Source organism: Pirellulales bacterium (assembly GCA_036499395.1).
In the GTDB taxonomy this organism is placed as follows: Bacteria; Planctomycetota; Planctomycetia; order Pirellulales; family JACPPG01; genus JACPPG01.
Window position 1 is genome coordinate 1 of record DASYDW010000038.1, and the last position, 3,109, is coordinate 3,109.

Sequence of the window (3,109 nt, forward strand, 5' to 3'; positions counted from 1 at the left end):
AACTGGCAAAGAAGGTGAGTGTTTCCGACAGCCGTGCGTATTTCGACGTCCCGCTCACCTTGAGCGGGAAACTTGCGGCCGTCGTGCAAAAGCCGGGCCCAGAAAAATCGGTCACGTCGCCGGATCTCCGCCGGTACGATCACCACGCGAATCTATGGGCGGCGACGCGGCTCCGCGTATTCGCCAAGCAGCTGACGCCGCCGGCCGCTGGCCTGACGCCGCTCGAACGTCTCTATCGCAGCCCGGCGGAATTCAGAGCAATTCGCGACGCAGCGGTTCAGCAGTTCAAGAGGGCGGCATTTTCTGTCACCGAGAGGCATGCCATCACTCGCGACGGGGCCCAGATACTGAACGTGACAATCTCGCGAACACTTCCCTGCGATCAGATTGCGGACGGCGCGAGCGTAGCCGGCTACGCGTTTTGATCCATTAACGAATCACGTTGCGGTCCGGCTCGTTTATTCATCTGGGCGAGCCGTGCTGCTGCGTACCGCCTGGGCCGCTTTGCACCGGCGGCCCGGGCGGAGTTTTTCTAAACGAGGAAACGCATGGCATTCTCCTACGATCGCGGCAGCAACGGCGGCAGCGGCCATCAGATCAAGGCTGGGCAGGCCTACTACGATCTGCGCATGAAGGATGACGGGTTCACGGCCACGTTGCAGAAGAGCGGCGCGCAGGTCAAGAATTTTGGCGTAGCTGTGGCAGGTGTGGGAGCCAAGCTGACGGCGCTCGGCGGCATTCTGGTCGGACCGATGACCGCAGCGGCGAAGGTTTTTAAGGACCTGGCCATTGATACCTCGGCCATGGCCAAGAAGCTCGATATCTCGGTCGAGAGCATGTCGGCGCTGGCCTACGCGGCCGAGCGGGCCGGAACGTCTGTCAAGGCATTAGGCACCGATCAGGAAGCGTGGCAAAAGTTCTTTAGCAACAACGGGGGCGAGAAAGGGATTCGGGCCCTGATCGAGCGGGCTCGCGAGCTGGGCGTTGTGTTGTCGGGCGAGGATGCCAAAGCGGCGGAAGAATACCGCGTGGCGATGGTCGACCTGCAAGCCAGCCTGCGGGCGATCACGATCTCGATCGGTGGCGCCGTCGTGCCCGTGCTAACGGCTGCCGCCAAGAAGATGCAGCAGGTTACGCAGCGCGTGGTGGAATGGTCCCGCCAGAACACGCAGCTCATCGCCCAGGCCTTTCAGATCGCCAAGCAAGTCGCTATCACCGGCGCCGTTATGACGGCACTCGGCGGCGCTATTGCCACGGTAGGGCTGGCGATCGGCACGGCTGCAGCCGGCTTTACGGTTTTAATCGGCGCTGTGGCAGCGATTCTATCACCGGTGGGCATCCTGGTCGTGGGTCTTGCGGCGCTCGGCGGTTACTTCCTGCATGCCAGCGGCGTGGGAAGCACCGTGCTTGCGGCGCTAGGCCAAGCCTTCCAGCGGCTCAAATCAGTAGCCACGGAAACCTTCGCGGGTATCAGCGACGCGCTTTCGGGCGGCGACATAAAGCTCTCGGCCCAAATTCTATGGGCGACGCTCAAGACGGAGTGGCTGCGCGGCACGGCAGTGCTTGATGACATCTGGCAGCAGTCGCAGCAGGGCTTGGTCAACGCGTTCGCCAGTGTCGCCGAGAAACTCTCAACGGTGTGGCAGGCGCTGCACGGCGTTTTCGCAGCGATTGGCGATGAGATCGAGGCGAAGATGACCGCCGTCGCCGAAGTGATGAAGTCGGCGTTCGAAGACGCCAGCAAGGTCATCGGCAAAGCGCTTTGGAACCTGTTTTATGTGATCGGCGAGATCAATGGACGCATCACGCGGGCCTTGGGACAGTTAAAAAGCGCGCTGCAGTTCTTCGGCATCCTGAGCGACGATCGCAAGAACAGCCGCGGCGGCAACGTCGTCGGCGGTTATCCAGGACAAGAAGCGTTTAATCGGCTTGGGCGTGGTGCCTCATGGGCCGGCGGAAAGATTCTGAGCGGCATCTTCCGCGATCAGCCTTACGTCGCGCCGCCGATTCCCAAACGCAACTACGGTCCGACACGCGTCACGAAGATCGACGGAGTACCGGTTGACGGCAGCGCACCGGCCACTCCCGCGGCGCCGCCGGTCAACGAAGCCGGTGCGCCCCCTGCAGGACTGGAGTTGATTACCAAGGCCCAGAACGCTTTCCGCGCTGCCTTGGGCGCATTGGTAGCCGGTGTCGCCGGATTCGAGGCTAAGGCACCTGCAGCCGGCAGGGGTGCCGCGCTTGCTGAAGCTGTCGCCGAGCGTAACCGGTTGATCGCCGAAGCGGCCGCCGCACGCCAGCACCCGGCCCGCAACAAGCTGGGGGACCTGCAATTGCCATCGTTTGCGAGCGCCGCAGGCGGCAGCGTGTCGGGAACGTTCTCCGGCATCGGTGTAGGCCGCCTGGGGACCGGAAGCGCCGTGGATCGCATCGCTAAGGCGAGCGAACGGTGGGTCAAAATCGGCGACGATCAAATCCGATTACTGGGAGAGGTCCGCGATCAGCTGCGAAACGTGGGCGGGGCTAAATTTGGCGACTAGTACACCAACGGCGACGTGTCGACGCGCGATGCTTGGTTTCGCGTTCAGCGTCGCCGCGGCGTTGCGATTGACCGCGACGATTGTCGAACGTGATGCCGGCAGACGCCGTAATGGCCCGATGCGTTTTGCCGGGGCATTACGGCGCTTTTTGAAACAGAGATAGCGATGGACGACGAGCAGCACGAAGCGTTTGACGAAAAGCCACTCGCCGCCCAGGTCGAGGAATTGCGGCGCGATTTTCAAGAGCTGCTCCGCTGCGGAACTTCAATCATCGCGGAGTGGGACCAACTTCAGGCGCGAATGAGAGAGTGTTGCGTCGCTGCGGACCGTCTCACCGATGTCGTCCAGAAATTGCAGGGAGAGCAATGAAGAAGGCTAAGCAAAAACAGCGGTCAGCACCCGCCGTGGAAAAAGAGGCTGAGCAATGGCCGGCAAGTGCCGCTCCCGAGTGGAAGCCGAGCAACTGCCCATCGTGCGGCAGCGGGATCAAAAAAGCGCCGGTCTCGGAGCGAACCGTCGTTTATGAAATGCCAAACCCGACAGTCGTCTACGGAGTTTTCGTCTGTGAC

General features: G+C 62.0%; 4 protein-coding genes. 3 read left to right on the top strand and 1 reads right to left on the bottom strand.

Annotation, left to right across the window (positions count from 1 at the left end; genetic code table 11):
* Nucleotides 1-425, top strand: a 425-nt coding sequence (locus VGN12_06595) for a hypothetical protein (protein HEY4309104.1), incomplete at its 5' end; no start/stop codon positions are given.
* Nucleotides 426-548: 123 nt separating this feature from the next.
* On the top strand, nucleotides 549-2,540 hold the full coding sequence (locus tag VGN12_06600) for a hypothetical protein (GenBank protein ID HEY4309105.1): 1,992 nt from the start codon (nucleotides 549-551) through the stop codon (nucleotides 2,538-2,540).
* Here the strand turns inward: VGN12_06600 and VGN12_06605 are convergent.
* Nucleotides 2,481-2,783: a hypothetical protein gene (locus VGN12_06605; protein ID HEY4309106.1), complete on the bottom strand. Its 303-nt coding sequence runs from the start codon at nucleotides 2,781-2,783 to the stop codon at nucleotides 2,481-2,483. The genes VGN12_06600 and VGN12_06605 overlap by 60 nt on opposite strands.
* A 122-nt stretch (nucleotides 2,784-2,905) precedes the next feature.
* Between VGN12_06605 and VGN12_06610 the strand changes: the two genes are divergently transcribed.
* The coding region (locus VGN12_06610) for a hypothetical protein (GenBank protein ID HEY4309107.1) at nucleotides 2,906-3,109 on the top strand (204 nt) is incomplete at its 3' end.